General features: G+C 63.5%; 13 protein-coding genes. 5 read left to right on the plus strand and 8 right to left on the minus strand.

Annotated features, from left to right (window positions below):
- Nucleotides 1–32: 32 nt before the first annotated feature.
- Nucleotides 33–683: a FecR family protein gene (locus AABA86_RS09410; RefSeq protein WP_338306534.1), complete on the minus strand. Its 651-nt coding sequence runs from the start codon at nt 681–683 to the stop codon at nt 33–35.
- Between the two features lie 319 nt (nt 684–1,002).
- On the opposite strand from AABA86_RS09410, the gene AABA86_RS09415 reads away from it, so the two are divergent.
- A complete protein-coding gene (locus AABA86_RS09415) occupies nt 1,003–5,166 on the plus strand; it encodes a VCBS domain-containing protein (RefSeq protein ID WP_338306535.1) in 4,164 nt (1,387 codons plus the stop codon).
- 22 nt (nt 5,167–5,188) lie between these two features.
- On the opposite strand, the gene AABA86_RS09420 is transcribed toward AABA86_RS09415, so the two are convergent.
- From AABA86_RS09420 to fliL, 5 genes are all read right to left on the minus strand, one after another.
- On the minus strand, nt 5,189–5,386 hold the full coding sequence (locus tag AABA86_RS09420) for a hypothetical protein (RefSeq protein ID WP_338306536.1): 198 nt from the start codon (nt 5,384–5,386) through the stop codon (nt 5,189–5,191).
- A 603-nt stretch (nt 5,387–5,989) separates the two neighbouring features.
- Nucleotides 5,990–6,754, minus strand: coding sequence for a MotE family protein (locus tag AABA86_RS09425; RefSeq protein ID WP_091965441.1), 765 nt, complete (start codon nt 6,752–6,754; stop codon nt 5,990–5,992).
- A 9-nt stretch (nt 6,755–6,763) separates the two neighbouring features.
- Nucleotides 6,764–7,210: a DUF6468 domain-containing protein gene (locus AABA86_RS09430; RefSeq protein WP_028142759.1), complete on the minus strand. Its 447-nt coding sequence runs from the start codon at nt 7,208–7,210 to the stop codon at nt 6,764–6,766.
- Entirely contained in the window at nt 7,207–8,409 is a 1,203-nt protein-coding gene (gene fliM / locus AABA86_RS09435) for a flagellar motor switch protein FliM (RefSeq protein ID WP_212252935.1), read from the minus strand. Before fliM ends, AABA86_RS09430 begins: the two co-directional genes overlap by 4 nt.
- 30 nt (nt 8,410–8,439) lie before the next feature.
- A complete protein-coding gene (fliL, locus tag AABA86_RS09440) occupies nt 8,440–8,940 on the minus strand; it encodes a flagellar basal body-associated protein FliL (RefSeq protein WP_018321851.1) in 501 nt (166 codons plus the stop codon).
- Between the two features lie 382 nt (nt 8,941–9,322).
- Here fliL and flgF point away from each other — a divergent pair, with 382 nt between their 5' ends.
- The 4 genes from flgF to flgH are packed head-to-tail and all read left to right on the plus strand — an operon-like array spanning nt 9,323 to nt 12,804.
- Nucleotides 9,323–10,084 (plus strand): flagellar basal-body rod protein FlgF, encoded by a 762-nt coding sequence (gene flgF, locus AABA86_RS09445; protein ID WP_212252937.1) that lies wholly within the window; start codon nt 9,323–9,325, stop codon nt 10,082–10,084.
- 16 nt (nt 10,085–10,100) lie between these two features.
- Nucleotides 10,101–10,889 carry a flagellar basal-body rod protein FlgG gene (gene flgG / locus AABA86_RS09450; protein ID WP_091965437.1) on the plus strand — a complete coding sequence of 263 codons (789 nt, stop codon included), beginning with the start codon at nt 10,101–10,103 and terminating at the stop codon, nt 10,887–10,889.
- A 10-nt stretch (nt 10,890–10,899) separates the two neighbouring features.
- Nucleotides 10,900–12,033, plus strand: a complete 1,134-nt coding sequence (gene flgA, locus AABA86_RS09455) for a flagellar basal body P-ring formation chaperone FlgA (protein WP_338306537.1) — start codon at nt 10,900–10,902, stop codon at nt 12,031–12,033.
- A gap of 9 nt (nt 12,034–12,042) precedes the next feature.
- Nucleotides 12,043–12,804: a flagellar basal body L-ring protein FlgH gene (gene flgH, locus AABA86_RS09460; RefSeq protein ID WP_212252941.1), complete on the plus strand. Its 762-nt coding sequence runs from the start codon at nt 12,043–12,045 to the stop codon at nt 12,802–12,804.
- A gap of 151 nt (nt 12,805–12,955) precedes the next feature.
- On the opposite strand, the gene AABA86_RS09465 is transcribed toward flgH, so the two are convergent.
- Complete coding sequence (locus tag AABA86_RS09465; RefSeq protein WP_212252943.1) at nt 12,956–13,282, minus strand: helix-turn-helix domain-containing transcriptional regulator; 327 nt, start codon at nt 13,280–13,282, stop codon at nt 12,956–12,958.
- Nucleotides 13,283–13,293: 11 nt separating this feature from the next.
- On the minus strand, nt 13,294–13,623 hold the full coding sequence (locus AABA86_RS09470) for a type II toxin-antitoxin system RelE/ParE family toxin (RefSeq protein ID WP_445083412.1): 330 nt from the start codon (nt 13,621–13,623) through the stop codon (nt 13,294–13,296).
- Between the last annotated feature and the right edge of the window lie 731 nt (nt 13,624–14,354).

Genomic DNA, 14,354 nt, shown 5'->3' on the forward strand with positions numbered 1-14,354 from the left:
GCATCACGGCGGCTTCGGGCCAAGCAAGTTTCTCAGCATCCCCGACAGATGTTGAGCCTTCGATTGCTGGTTCGATCGGGCTCCGGCGCCGCCGATGTCGGCGGTTTCTTCAAGAGCTTACTCTTGCCCTCTTCGATCAGGGTCGAAATCTTGACCGACCCATCATCCGAAATCTCGACATGCGGCGTCGTGCCTCGGATCCCCAGCGTGGCGACGGGAGTATCGACCTTCATGTCGCCGGTCTTTGCGACACCGCCCGCAACAAAAGTGAACGTTCCCCTGGCGAGATTGAACAGGGTCGCATTGGACTTGCCGGCCGGCTCATACACATAGTGATCCAACACCATACGGGCGTTGCTCGATAAATTGAACGAGCTGCCGTCGGTGAAGTTGATGCCGACACGCCCGTCTGCCCCGGTCCGCACCACATCACCAAGATATACGGGATCACCGATGTTGGTCCGACCAGGGTCACTCGAGACATTCGCCTGAACGACCACGGCGCCCGCATGTTCGATCGTGACCGAGCCTGTGGCTACCACCACCTTCCCAATCGGTTTCGATGAGGAGGCCGCGACGGCGGGCTTGGCGAAATCGGTTTGCGCTCGAGCCGCGCTCGGCGAGAAATTGGCAAGCGCCAAAACAAGGCCGGTCGCAAAAGCAGCTATCGTAGGTCTGCACATGATCCCCCCTTTCTGAGAAGATCCTGTCGCTATCGGCGGCCCGTTTCCTGAACCGCATAGCGCCGCCACAATAAATATAATTGTTGTTTAATTTTATTAATCAACCTAATTTATATCCAGCGCTACGCAAGCGCCACAGTTTAAATTCGTCTCGTTTGTCAATTTAATCACATTGGCGGGAGGGGCACGGCGGGAATGGCGGTACGCGGCGCTGTCCCCCGCGCAATGCGTCTCTCTCGATCAGACTTGATTATTTCGGCGGGCAAGCCTTCGGGCTGCCAGCGCCCAGGAAAGCTTGTCCCTTGGCGGAGGTCGAGCCATGTCAGTTGCATCCGGCATCCATGTTGACAACGGGGCCGCCATGGCCCCGCCCGTCGAACTCATCGGCCATATTCATAGAGTGATCGGTTGCTGTGCGCTTACGCCAGCGAGCGGCGCCGCCACACGGGCGGTAGCTGGTGCGCCGATCTGCCGGGGTGACGTGCTGGAGACCGATGCCGACGGACAGATCACAATTTGCTTCATCGACGGTACTCTTTTCAACATCGCCTGCGACACTCACGTTGTGCTGAGCGAGTTCGTCTTTGACGTCCAAGGCATGCCACCTGCAGCCTTGTTCGACGTGACCCGAGGGAGCTTCAGTTTCGTACCGGGCCGGCTGGCGGAAACCGGGGCACTGCAGCTGAATACGCCCATTGCAGGCATTCGCGCCCGGGGCCACGCGGGCGGTTTCGGGATGCTGACGCTTGCAGCATTGACTTTCTCGGCCGCGCAAAATGCCGAGGCCGCGGATCCGGATGTCACATTCCTGGATGACGACTCCATCACTTACAAGGACCTTGCGCACGGTGCATTTGAGCTCGTGACTAAGGAGCCGGTCCCGCGACGCATCATCGTCGAAGATCCCGGCGAGACGATCATCATCAAGAAGGTGGGATCCACCATCAGCGTCAATCAGGTCGCGAACACGGCGGCTCGCATGGACGAGTTGCGCGCCGCCCAACAGGACGTGCTCGCCAATTTCGCAGAAGGGCAAGGGCCGCGCGGCTCGAGCACGCCTCCCTTCGTCAAATCCGAGCGGGCGCAGCCGATCGATTTCATTCAAACTGACATGCCCACGCTGCAGACCTTGCCGACTGTGTTGCCTTTCGTCATCCCCGAGCCTCTGGGACGTCTGCCTCCGACTCTCAGCACGGGAGCGGGGCCAACTGAACGCGACACGGTGATATTTGACACATTCACTGCGACGAGAGGAGCTTTCAGTGCCAGTAGCACCAACAGCGGAGGCAATCTGACCTTCGGCATCATCGGGGCCAGCGCCGGCAATGCGGTCCTGGATGGCGTGACGTACGATCTGTCGAAGACAAGCTCCTACGGGATCCTCTACGTCAACAGCACGAGCGGCGCCTATACGTTCGTGCCTGACAATGCCGCAATCAACGCGCTGAAGGCGCCCACGACCGACGCTTTCGTTGTCACCGTCTCCGACGGATTCACCTCTGTCGCTCAGACCTTTACGATCACCATTAACGGTGTCAACGACGCTGCAATCATCTCCGGCACCACGACCGGTTCGATCATCGAGGCTGGCGGCATAGCCAATGGAACGCCCGGCACGCCGATTGCGACCGGCACCCTTTCCGACACCGACGTCGACGATCCGCCCAATACGTTCACGACCGTAAGCTCGCCAACAACGAGCACCCGTGGCTATGGCACCTTCACGATGACGGCGGCCGGCGTGTGGACCTACACCTTGGACAATGCCAACGGCGCAGTGCAGGCGCTCAATGCCGGCGAGACGCTGACCGACACGTTCACAGTGACTACGATCGGAGGAACCGCCCAAGTCGTGACGATCACCATCCTCGGAGCCAGTGACGCCGCGATCATTTCCGGGGCGACGACCGGCGAGGTGATCGAGGCCGGCGACGTCGCCAATGCAAACCCCGGCACACCCACCGCGACCGGCACCCTCAACGACACCGACGTCGACACGACCGCCAATGCTTTCACGGCCGTCGGCTCGCCGACGGTGAGCGCCGCCGGCTATGGCACCTTCACCATGACGGCAGCGGGCGTGTGGACCTACACGCTCGACAATGCCAACGGCGCGGTGCAGGGGCTCAATTCCGGCGAGACACTGACCGACACGTTCACAGTGACCACTCTGGACGGAACTGCCCAAGTGGTAACGATCACCATCCATGGCGCCAACGATGCTGCCATCGTTTCCGGCACCACGACCGCCTCGGTGACCGAGGCCGGAGGCGTTGCCAACGCGACACCCGGCGCGCCGAGCGCTACGGGCACGCTGTTTGCCGCCGACGTCGACAATCCGTCCAATACCTTCACCGCGGTGAGTTCGCCCAAGGCAAGCACGAATGGTTATGGCACCTTTACGATAACCGCCGCCGGCGTGTGGACCTACACCTTGGACAACGCCAGCGGCGCGGTGCAGGCGCTCAATGTCGGCGGCACGCTCACCGACAGTTTCACTGTCAACGCCCTCGACGGTACGCCGCAGGTGGTGACGATCACCATTCAGGGCAGCAACGACGCCGCCCTCATTTCCGGCACCGCGACCGGCTCGGTGACAGAGGCTGGAACTTTCTCACCGGGCGTTCCCATCGCGACCGGCACGCTCACCGATACGGACGTCGACAACGCTCCGAACACGTTCACCGCAGTCCCTTCGCCGGCTGCAAGTGACGGCGGATACGGCACCTTCACGATGACCGCAGCCGGCGTATGGACTTACACCCTCGATAACAACAACACCGTGGTTCAGGCGCTCGAGGTCGGCGACACCTTGACCGACACCTTCTCGATAACTGCCATCGACGGTACGACGCAGACGGTAACCGTCGCCATTCATGGTGCCAGCGACGCAGACCCGAACGATTTTGATAATTTGGCCACCGGATCTGCCGTGATCTCCGATCCCCCCAACGTGTATGGAACGCCGGGGAGCGAAACCATTGCCGGTGGCGGCAACACAGGTCAGATCATCTACGCGGGGGCCAGCAGCGACACGGTCAATGGGACCGGCAAGGCCGACGTTCTCTATGGCGGCTCAGGCAACGACACGATCAAAGGCAATGATGGGGATGACGCCATCTACGGCGGCTCGGGCAGCGATACCATCAACGGCAACAACGGCGGCGACACCATCACCGGTGGATTTGGTGCGGATCAACTCACTGGCAGCAATGGGAACGACCGTTTCGCTTATTTGTTCGTAGCCGATTCTCGCGCCGGCCAGTTCGACACCATCACCGACTTTGCCTCTGGGGCGGACAAGATCGACTTGACTGCTTTTGGCGCGCTTGGATTTGTCATACTGGCCTTGAGCTCCACCAGCACGGCCGTGCCGGCACATACGATCGCTTGGCTCTATGACAGTGCGGCGAATGAAACGATCGTGTACGTCAATCCAACGGACCAGACCCTGCACGTCGGCGATTCCAGTCTGCTCGAAATTCATCTGCAGGGGATTGCAACCATCGACGCCTCGGACTTCATCATGGCGCCGGCAGCGGCACCTGTGATGGCGGTTGCCAGCGAACTGCTCGACCTCATCGCAACGCCGCAGGGTGACGCGACCGCCGTGATGACGACCAGTTCCGGAGACTTGTCCGACCCCGGCAGCGGCGACGGCACGCTTCTCGCTGCAGGGAGTTCGACCATCCAATCAACCGAGGCGGCCACCAGCCTCGATCCGAACTGGGACCAGACCGGACAGACCGAATATTCCAGCTTCTCCCGTTCAGACGAAGTGCAAACGCTCGCGATCGAAACGCCCCGCAGCGACGCGGTAGCTCCCTCAGCCGGCGGACTGTCTCCGATCGTGCAGCACGCGGCCCCCCTCACCGAGGCCAGCTTTGTCTTCAACAACCCGGCCGGGTTCGACGCAGCCTCATTGGCTGGCAAGAATGGCGCGATTGCCGCAAGCGGTCAGGTGCCCGACGTCGCCATGCTGAATTTTGCCCACGGCGCTGCCGGACAGCACGCAGGTAGCGGGCTTGCGCTCGGAAGCGATGCAGGGAATGATGGCGTCTCGTCACCAAGAGGCGCCGCCCAGGCGGCTCATGCCCACGGTCATACCAACGATGAAGCGGCAGACACTTCTCTCAACCCAAGTCTCAACCCAAGCCTTCTGAAGTCATCGACCGGCGGTGCCAACCATTCGCTCTCAAGCGGGGCGGACCAGCACAACCCGTCCGGGGGAGCATCTGGATCAAAGCCTGCCGATCCGCAGCAGCTCGGCGACTCGTTCCAGTTCCGGGATGACGCGTCGCAGGGCTCACTGCATAGCGCGATGTTGGATCATCTCTCGGACTTCGTCGGTCATCACGAGCACGCTGGGGAATTCCATGGATCCGAGCCGGCATTCATGCCTGAAACATCGCCGTCCGATGTCGATCCACCTTTCTCGGCAGGTACCGTTCACGGCCATGTGTCGCACGATCTGATCGTGTGACGGCATCAAGCCGATTGCGGCTTCAATGTTGCTTGCCGGCGCCTTCCGGTGCCGAGGAGCCGTCTTCGTCGAGAGAAGATTCATCATCGTTGCCGTCGTTGTCTTCTGGCGGCGCTGCATGCTGATGGCTGAGGGCGGATGTCCACGCCGATGTCATCGCCGCTATGAGCAGCCGGTTGATGGCCTCGATGACGCGTTCTGCTGCGGACGAGTAGTTCATGGCCTCCTCCTGCGCTGCCGATTGCGACTGGCCAAAGCGTAGGACCGGGCCTTGGGCGCCACTGTACGCCACTTCACACCTGCGCGCGTCAACTCATCGCAGTCTCAGAAGATGCCGCCAGCTTCGACTGCATCCGCCACGGGAGCTTGATCTGCCGCTTTGAGGAGTTGCTGAGCGCGCGCACTCACAACCTTCGGAGCGTTGCGGTTCGCGCGCGACTCTGAATCAGATGTGACCTCGGCGATGCGAATCGCATTGGTTAGCTTTGGGGGTAATCAATGAGCGGAGAAGCCGGTTGCATTGTGTGTAGCAGGGCAAGAGCGGTCGTAGCGATCGTTCCGATCGCCAGAGGATATGCCCTGAAAATATATGAGTGCTCCTGTTGCCATAGCACCCTGCAGCTCGTGACTCGCGTCACAAAGGCAGCGCTGATCAAGCAGCAGGTCGATACTCTTCCTCGGGTCGAGAAGCAGTTGCGTCCGCCTGTTCGCAGGGTGCAACAGGTCTTCGCGAACTAGACCCGCAAGGCCTCTCGCTGGGCGCCGGTCGAACTGGCCACGCGACAACGCGCCAGGTCGCAATGGCCCTCTTCGCCTCGCGCCCTCAATTCGGCTTTTGCGTCGGCTTGCCGTCGATCTTCGGCAGCTCGCCGGCCGAGGCCGACTGATCGCCGCCGCCATTGGCGCGGCGGGCCATCTCGACCGTCAGCTTCTCGGCGGCCTCCGGCGACATCAGTCCCATGATGTCCGACATCTTGCGCGGCGCGATCGCCGAGGCGATCTCGATCAGCACGCCCATCTCCAGCCGGTCGAACACCCGTGCGGCATCCTTGGGCTTCATGCCCTCGTACATCGTCACGAGGCCCTTCATGCGCTGGGCTTCGGCGGCCTTCTGCTCGGCCTGCGTCGCGGAGATGCGGGTTTCCACCGCCTTCATCTCCTCGACCTTGCCTTCGATGCGCTTCTCGGCCGATTTGAGCAGGCTCTCGCGGATGTCGATCTCACGCTGGCGGGCCTCGATCTCCTGGCGGCGCGCCTGCAACCGCTCGAGGATCGCGCGCTCGGAGGCCGAGACCTGCGGCTGGGCCTCGTCGACCTTGACCACGGTGCCCTCCGGCTTGGTCTCGGGCGCGGCGGGCTTGGGCGCCTCCTTCGGCGCGCCATGGGTCGAGCCGGTGATGATCTCCGGCTCCTCGCGGCCGGTCGGGAAGTTCAGATTCTCCTGCGCCCAGGATTTCTTGGTCTGGTTCGGCTTGTAGTCGAAGACGTAGCCGCCATTGATCACGAGGCCCGCCACCTTCAGCGTGGCGAGGCCTGCGACGGCAACCAGGACGACCGGGATGACGCGGATGTTACGGAAGGACTTCATACCCACACTTCATGCGGCGAGGCCGTTGGATCGTCGGCGCTCGGAGAAGGCTTCGGCCGCAGCCGCCACCGCCTTCGCCGTCGATGGCTTGGCCGCGGGCGCGACGACCGTTTCCGGACCGGTCATGGGGCGCGCCGCGATCGCGATCTTGGAGAGCCGCCGCACCACGTTGTCGGCTTCGCCGAGCTGCTTGTAGAGCTGGTCCGACATCTGCGTCGCCGCGGCGAGCTGGCTGCCGAGGTTCTCGTTGACGTCGCGCACCGCCAGCTTCAGCCCGCCGATCGCGCGCTCGGCGATCTCGGTCGCGGTGATCAGCTCGCCGATCACCGCCTTCAGCGAATGCTCGTCCGCCTTCAGCCGGGTCAGCCGCTTGTTGAGCATGACGCAATAAACGATCGTCAGCATCAGCAGGATAGCCACCAGCGTCTCGATCGCCATTCCCAGGGAGTGGTTCATGGGGCCTCCATCATCTTGTTCTGCTCGTCCACCTTCTCGAACATCGCAAGTGTCGTACTTGGCTTGCGCAAGGGTTTCGTCACGCGGATCGCGACGCGGTCGCCGACCCGGCCCATCCGCCCCTCGGTCAGCGTGACGTCGCCGCAGCGCACGGTGACGTTGGCGTCGGCGCGCATGTCCAGCGGCAGCGTGTCGCCGACCTTGAGCCGCATCAGCTGCTTGAGCGGAACGTCGGCCTCGTAGAGCACGGCATCGACGGCGATTTCGGCCTGGTTGATCTCGGTGGCGAAATGGCCTTCCCAGACCGTGTCACGGCCGAACTTTTCGCCCATGAACATCTGGAGCAGGACGCCCCGGATCGGCTCGATGGTCGCATAAGGCAGCAGCAGCTCGACGTTGCCGCCGCGGTCTTCCATGTCGATGCGCAGGCGCACCAGGATCGCGGCATTGGCCGGACGGCTGATCGCGGCGAAACGCGGGTTGGTCTCGAGCCGGTCGATCGTGAAGGTCACCGGCGACAGCGGCCGGAACGCCTGCTCGGCGTCGGCCAGCACCACCTCGACCAGCCGCTTGACCAGCTCGGTCTCGATCGTGGTGTAGGGCCGGCCCTCGATGCGGAGCTGGCTGGTGCCGCGGCGGCCGCCGAGCAGCACATCGATCATCGAATAGATCAGGTTGGAATCGACCGTCGCCATGCCGAAGTTTTCCCACTCCTCGGCCTTGAAGACGGTGAGGACGGCGGGCAGCGGGATCGAGTTCATGTAGTCGCCGAAACGCACCGAGGTGATGCGGTCGAGCGAGACTTCGACGTTGTCGGAGGTGAAATTGCGCAAGGACGTCGTCATCAGCCGCACCAGGCGGTCGAAGACGATTTCGAGCATCGGCAGACGCTCGTAGGAGACCATCGCCGAATCGATGATCGCGCGAATGCCGGAATGGTCGTCGAGCGTGACGTCGCCGACGGTGAAGCCGAGGAGATTGTCGATCTCCTCCTGTGACAGCACCCGCTCGCCGGAATTCTTGCCGCTGCCGAGATCGCGGCTGCCGTCCTCGACCATGGCGGCCCATTGCAGGGCCATGGTCTCCGACAGCTCGTTCTCGGCCGCAGCCTTGGCGGCCTCGGCGGGATCCTCGGAATCGAGCGATGCCTCCCATTGGGCGGCAATCGCATCCTGGTCCATTTGCTCGTTGCCGGCCATGACGCTAGCCCATTACCTTCCGCAGCGTCTTCACTGGATCACGACTTCCTTGAACAGCACCGCGCTGACCTGGACCGGGGCGACCGCCGCGTTGACGCGCTTGGTCAGCTCCTCCTTGAGGCGGAAGATGCCGGCGGACCCGTTGAGGTCGGAGGGGCGCAGCTCGCGCACATAGGTCTGGAAGATGTCGGTGACGCGCGGCATCGTCGGCTTGATCGCCTCGATCTGCTTCTCTTCCTTCAGCTCCAGCACGATCTTCAGCCGCAGATATTGCACGCGCTCGCCGGGCGCGCCGGCGAGGTTGACCATGATGTCGGGGACGTCGACGAAGGACGGCGGCTTCGGCGGAGGCGCGGCCTCGGCATGATGCTCGTCGTCACCGTGACGGAAGAAGAAGAACCAGGTCGCGGCACCGCCGCCGAGAACGGCGAGCAGGCCGACGGCCATGATGATGAGCTTCAGCTTGTTCTTCGGCGGAGCGGCTTCCGCGCCTTCGGCGGCTGCGCCGCCTTCCGCTTCATTCTCTGCCATGGTTGCCGGGCTCGTTCATTTCTCAAAGGGGTCGAAAGAGCAAAGCCTCCTGGCAGACAGTGACGCGATACAAATGCCCCAGCGCAATGCGCTCCTCTTCATGGCAACGCTACGGTAATAATGGTTAACGGAACCTTTCGATTGGGCCTCCACTAGGAAAAATCTGCCGGGCAGACATGGCTAACAGAACCTTTCTGCCGCCCTCCCGCACCCCCGAAAAATCCTCAAGACATTGAAATCACGCAACTTTCCAGGTTGGCACGGCTTTCGCTGAGAGAGGACCGAGACCGAACGGTTTGGGAGAACCCGACGGTCTCGTTCACGGGGTCCGCCAAGGCGCTTGGGAGAGCGAAATGGCAGATCCGCTCAGGGGAGATTTCCGATGCAGAACGCGCTTCTGATCGGCTTGTCACGGCAGATGACGTTGGAGCGGCAGATGGATGTCATCGCCAACAACGTCGCCAATGCCAACACCAACGGCTTCAAGGCCGACCATTCGCTGTTCGAGGAGTACCTCAACTCGAACGCGCGTGAGGACAATTTCATCGGCGCGGACCGCCGGGTCTCCTATGTGCAGGACCGCGGCACCTACCGCGACATCGGCCAGGGGCCGATGGAGCCGACCAACAACCCGCTCGACATGGCGATCGACGGCAACGCCTATTTCGCGGTGCAGGCCAATGGCGGCGAGATGTTCACCCGCGACGGCAAGTTCTCGCTCAACAGCACCGGCCAGCTTGTCACCCCCGACGGCAATCTGGTGCTCGGCACCGGCGGCCCGATCACCTTCCAGCCGACCGATCACGACATCAACGTCGCGCCCGACGGCACCATCACGGTGCTCGAGGGCACCGCCAAGACCGATTCGATCCGCGGCAAGATCCGCATGGCCTCGTTCGACGATCCGACCAAGCTGACCAAGCTCGGCGCCAACCTCTATGCCGCCGGCTCCGCCACCCAGCAGCCCGATGCCAAATCCAGCGTGCGCCAGGGCTATGTCGAGAAGTCGAACGTGAATTCGGTCGGCGAGATGACCCGCATGGTCGAAGTCATGCGCAGCTACACCGCCATCGCCAACCTGCTCCAGCAGCAGAGCGACCTCCACAAATCGGCGATCGAAAAGCTCGCCGACGTTCCGGCCTGATTGAGGGAGAACTGACATGCAGGCGCTTCACACCGCAGCGACCGGAATGGCGGCACAGGAACTCAACGTTCAGGTGATCTCCAACAACATCGCCAACCTGCGCACCACCGGCTTCAAGAAGCAGACCGCGGCGTTCCAGGACCTGATCTACGAGCACGTGCGCCGCGTCGGCGCGCAGGCCTCGGACCAGGGCACCATCCTGCCCGTCGGCGTCGACATCGGCGGCGGCGTCAAGACCGTCGGCACGCCGCGCAGCATGACGCAGGGCACGCTGTCGCAGACCGGCAACGATCTCGACCTCGCGATGTCCGGCGAAGGCTTTTTCAAGATCCTGATGCCCGACGGCACCTACCAGTACACTCGCGACGGCACCTTCCAGATGGACAATCAGGGCCGCGTCGTCACCGCCCAGGGCAACCCGGTGCAGCCGACCATCACGATCCCGAACAACGCGTCCGGCATATCTGTGAGCGAGCAGGGCCAGGTCTCGGTGACGCTGCCGGGCTCGTCGACCTCCTCGATCGTCGGCCAGATCGGCGTGACCCGCTTCATCAACAAGGCGGGCCTGCAGCCGGTCGGCAGCAACCAGTTCACCGAGACCCCCTCGTCCGGCCCGCCGCAGGACGGCACCGCGAACTCCGAGGGCTACGGCAAGATCACCCAGGGCAGCCTCGAGCAGGCCAATGTCGACGTCGTCTCGGAGATGAGCGACCTGATCGCCGCCCAGCGCGCCTACGAGATGAACGCCAAGGTGATCAGCGCCGCCGACCAGATGATGCAATCGACCACGGCGCTGTTCCGCTGAGGTGATGACGATGATCCGCACCACCTTCGCCACCATCACCGCCCTGCTCGCGCTGGCCCTGCCGGCAGCGGCCGCCGACGATTTCATCGCCTCGCCGACGCTGCGCGCGAGCGTCACCGTGACCTCGGACGTGGTGAGGGTCGGCGATCTCATCGACAATGCCGGATCGGCCGCGCTGATCCCGGTCTACCGCTCGCCCGATCTCGGCACCACCGGCACGCTGACGGTCGCGCAGGTGCTGTCGGTGCTCCGCGCAAAGCAGGTGATCGGCGTGATGACCGGCGACCTCAAGGAGGTCCAGGTCACCCGCCTCGCCCGCACGCTGGCGAACAAGGATCTCGAAACCGCGGTCGCCTCGGCGCTCGAGCGCCGGTTCGGCCTCGGGGACGCCGCCAACATCACCGTCACCTTCGACCGCGGCGTCGCCGAGATGCGGCTGGACGCCTCCAACTCCGGCGCGCTGCAGCCGGTCGCAACCCGCTACGACGCCCGCAGCGGCCGGTTCGACGTCGCCTTCGAGATTGCCAACGACAGCAATCCGGCGCCGACCAAGCTGCGCTTCACCGGGACCGCGATCGAGACGGTGGAAGTGGCCGTGCTGACGCGCGACATCGAGCGTCTCGATCTCTTGAAGTCCTCCGACGTCGCACTGGAGCGCCGGCCGAAGGCCGAGGTCACCGGCGAGCCCGCCTCGCGCGACCGCAGCGTCGGCATGCAGCTGCGCCGGCCGATGCGCGCGGGCACCCCGCTCCGTGCCGCCGACATCGTCAAGCCCGACTTCGTGGTGCGTGACCAGAACGTCACCATCATCTACCAGGTGCCCGGCCTCTATCTCACCTCGCGCGGCAAGGCGATCGAGAGCGGCGCCGAGGGCGACACCGTCAGCGTGCTCAATGTGCAATCCAAGCGGACGCTGACCGGTGTCGTCACCGGCCGCGGCCAGGTGACGATCCAGGGCGCGAGCCAATCCGCGCCGATGGCGCCCGCGGTCGAGCAGACCTCCTCGCTCAAGCGCGATGAGGCGCCCGCCCCCGTCGACACTGCAGCCCTCCTCCGGAACCTGGTGCAGGCCCCCGCGTCGCCGGCCCAGATCGCAGAAGCCCAGATCCCGCAAGCTCGCGTCTCGCAAGCTCAAGCCAAGTAAGAGTTCGTCATGTCCCCGTTCAGTTCGGCTTTCCGCCTTCGTCGCATCGCGATCTCTGCCCTGCTGCTGGCAGCCAGCGCGCTGGGCGGCTGCTCCTCGATCGACCGCCTGTCGCAGATCGGCGAGCAACCGAAGCTGTCGGCGATCGACAATCCGACGACGCAGCCAGGCTACAAGCCGGTGCAGATGCCGATGCCGAAGCCGGAAGTCGCCTCCTACAATCCGAACTCGCTGTGGCGCAACGGCAGCCGTGCCTTCTTCAAGGACCAGCGCGCCCGCCAGGTCGGCGACCTCCTGACCGTGACCGTGAACATCACGGACAAGGCCAACATCGCCAACGAGACCCAGCGCAGCCGCACCAACAAGGAAGACTCGGGGGTTACCGACTTCATCGGCTCGAAGACCATCACGCAGGCGAACAAGATCCTGCCCGGCCGCATCCTCACCGCCGACTCCACCGCCTCCAGCGACGGCAAGGGTTCGGTCAACCGCACGGAAGCCTTGCAGACCAACGTCGCCGCGGTCGTCACCCAGGTGCTGCCGAACGGCAACCTCGTGGTCGAGGGCAAGCAGGAGATCCGCGTCAACTACGAGATCCGCGAGCTCGTGGTCGCCGGCATCGTCCGCCCCGAGGACATCCAGAGCGACAACACCATCGACTCCACCAAGATCGCACAGGCCCGCATCGCCTATGGCGGCCGCGGCCAGATCACGGACGTGCAGCAGCCGCGCTACGGCCAACAGGTCATGGACGTGCTGCTGCCCTTCTAAGAATCTCCCGAGCTCCCACATCGTGTTCGCGAACTTAAGGCGCGAACGACGATGTACGACGCGGCCCTCGCTAGCTCCCCTGGCGAGGGCCGCATGTATTCTGGGGATGGAAGCAGCTGCGCGTCTGACGGCGGAGAGACCGCCTTACGCCTCACGCCGCATCGGCGACGGCGCGTATTTCCAGATGCACGCCGGTCTCCTTCTGGAGCGCGTGGATCACCGCCATCAGGTTCTCGGCCGTAGGATTGCCGCGCGGCCCAAACATCCGCATCAGGCTCTTTTGCGGACGGTCGAGCACCTCGCTGAGCCGCTCGAAACCGATGGTGGCATTGATGTAGGTCCGCAGCGCGGTGCGGCCATAGTCGACATCCCCCTGCAACAAGCCCTGCATCGCCTCCTGAAACAGCGCCTCGCGAAAGGCGGGATCGCGCTCGGCCCGCGCGCGAATGGTCTCTTGAAAACTATGGGTCAATGGCATCCGCCTATTCCTCATTCCCGCTTGCGCACCTTGTAATCGCGCCACCGGCGAAGCGCGACACTGATATCGGTCTGCTGCCTCTGCTTGGTACCGCCACCCAGCAGGATCACCAGCACGCTGCCGTCCCATCCGAAGTAGACCCGATAACCGGGGCCACGATTGATCTTCAGTTCGGCAGCGCCCTCGCCGATCGACTTCACGTTCGAGGTGTTTCCATCGGCGAGCCGTCCAATTGCAACGGAGACTGCCGCGGCTGCCTGCGCGTCGAGCCCGTCATGCCAGTTCCGAAACGGGCTGCGACCACCGTTGCTGTATTCCGCGACCTTGATCCTTGGTACCATATTCGTTACCAATTTTCTATTTCAGAATTTTCGGATTTTAGAAATTGTTGTTGACACACTCCGGCCACCTCATTATGTTCCCGTTTCGTTCCATTCCACAAGAGGGCGGATCGCGATCGTCACGAAACGCGGGATGGAATGCGGTGGCCGCGACGGCGTCGGCGCGCGAGGTTGGCTGCAGGGCGGGGAAACCCGTGAGCAGCGACAGGCGCGATACGACACGGCGCTGACAGCGTCTTACGCTTGGTCTCGATGGCGAGCGCACGCCAGCCATCGAGGGGCCGGCGAAGATGTGCGCGGACGGAGAAGTCGTGTGGTCCTGACGCCCGGGGTCTGTGCGTCAAGTCATGTGGTGATGTGCCGCCGACCGGCGCGCGCATCGATCATCCGCAAGGCGACGGGGGCAATAGTGCATCGCTCCCCGGGGAGAGCACGAAGGACACCGTGAAAACCATCGCGCAGGGAAGGCCGGGATGTCCCGGCGTCACCTGTGATCCACCCGTGCGCGTATCCTTCGCACACGGGATTGCGGGTGCCAGCCGGCGCCCGGCCTTCCCTGCGCCTTCTTGATCTTCAGGAGGGCGAGACGATTGCAAGACTCGGGCGAAGCTGCCGCGAGGACGCGGAGGTGTGTCTGCGAGTGCAGCGACAGAGCGAAATTGTTCATGCCACACGCTTTCTCTCGTGTCCCGGACAAGCCGCAACGCGCAAGCGCTGCGGCGCAGAGCCGG

It is taken from the genome of Bradyrhizobium sp. TM233 (genome assembly GCF_036247965.1).
GTDB lineage: Bacteria > Pseudomonadota > Alphaproteobacteria > Rhizobiales > Xanthobacteraceae > Bradyrhizobium > Bradyrhizobium ottawaense.

Excerpts from the sequence above, each read along its gene's own strand:
- flgH (WP_212252941.1), top strand. The coding sequence starts at position 12,043 with ATGTCCCCGTTCAGTTCGGCTTTCCGCCTTCGTCGCATCGCGATCTCT.
- flgG (WP_091965437.1), top strand. The coding sequence starts at position 10,101 with ATGCAGGCGCTTCACACCGCAGCGACCGGAATGGCGGCACAGGAACTC.
- fliM (WP_212252935.1), bottom strand. The coding sequence starts at position 8,409 with ATGGCCGGCAACGAGCAAATGGACCAGGATGCGATTGCCGCCCAATGG.
- flgA (WP_338306537.1), top strand. The coding sequence starts at position 10,900 with ATGATCCGCACCACCTTCGCCACCATCACCGCCCTGCTCGCGCTGGCC.
- AABA86_RS09470 (WP_445083412.1), bottom strand. The coding sequence starts at position 13,623 with ATGGTACCAAGGATCAAGGTCGCGGAATACAGCAACGGTGGTCGCAGC.
- fliL (WP_018321851.1), bottom strand. The coding sequence starts at position 8,940 with ATGGCAGAGAATGAAGCGGAAGGCGGCGCAGCCGCCGAAGGCGCGGAA.
- flgF (WP_212252937.1), top strand. The coding sequence starts at position 9,323 with ATGCAGAACGCGCTTCTGATCGGCTTGTCACGGCAGATGACGTTGGAG.
- AABA86_RS09465 (WP_212252943.1), bottom strand. The coding sequence starts at position 13,282 with ATGCCATTGACCCATAGTTTTCAAGAGACCATTCGCGCGCGGGCCGAG.
- AABA86_RS09425 (WP_091965441.1), bottom strand. The coding sequence starts at position 6,754 with ATGAAGTCCTTCCGTAACATCCGCGTCATCCCGGTCGTCCTGGTTGCC.
- AABA86_RS09415 (WP_338306535.1), top strand. The coding sequence starts at position 1,003 with ATGTCAGTTGCATCCGGCATCCATGTTGACAACGGGGCCGCCATGGCC.
- AABA86_RS09410 (WP_338306534.1), bottom strand. The coding sequence starts at position 683 with ATGTGCAGACCTACGATAGCTGCTTTTGCGACCGGCCTTGTTTTGGCG.
- AABA86_RS09420 (WP_338306536.1), bottom strand. The coding sequence starts at position 5,386 with ATGAACTACTCGTCCGCAGCAGAACGCGTCATCGAGGCCATCAACCGG.
- AABA86_RS09430 (WP_028142759.1), bottom strand. The coding sequence starts at position 7,210 with ATGAACCACTCCCTGGGAATGGCGATCGAGACGCTGGTGGCTATCCTG.